The 476-nt window shown below is 67.4% G+C and carries 1 protein-coding gene; it reads right to left on the minus strand.

Annotated elements, in window-relative coordinates:
• Nucleotides 1-448, minus strand: a 448-nt coding sequence (locus C6N31_RS42490) for an AMP-binding protein (protein ID WP_307811617.1), incomplete at its 3' end; no start/stop codon positions are given.
• Nucleotides 449-476 lie beyond the last annotated feature (28 nt).

A 476-nucleotide genomic window follows, 5' to 3' on the forward strand; every position in this document is an offset into this window, starting at 1 on the left:
TGGGGGTGCCGGTGGAGCCGGAGGTGTACATCACGTACGCGGCGGCGTCCGGCTGAACCGTGACATCGGGTGCGTGGTGGCTGTCGCCGTCCAACCGGGCCGCGTCGGTGTCGGTGATGAGGAGGTGAGGTGTTGCGGTAGGGAGTGCGGTTTGTGAGGTGGTGTCGGTGAGGACGAGTGCGGTGTCGGTCTGCTCGAGGATGTGGTGGATGCGCTCACTCGGATAGCGGGCGTCGAGCGGGACGTAGACCGCGCCGGTCTTCATCAGGGCCAGGAGCGTCGTGATGGTCTCGGGTGAGCGTTGCAGGAGAACGGCGACGGCATCGCCGGGGCGGACTCCGCGGGCGATGAGATGGTGCGCGAGGTGGTTGGCGCGAGTGTTCAGCTCCGCGTACGAAAGCGTGGTGTGGGCGGTGATGAGGGCGGGGGCGTCCGGGGTTTTCGTCACTTGCCGGGTGAACAGGTCAGCCAGGGAG

It is taken from the genome of Streptomyces fildesensis (assembly GCF_016107395.1).
Classification (GTDB): domain Bacteria; phylum Actinomycetota; class Actinomycetes; order Streptomycetales; family Streptomycetaceae; genus Actinacidiphila; species Actinacidiphila fildesensis.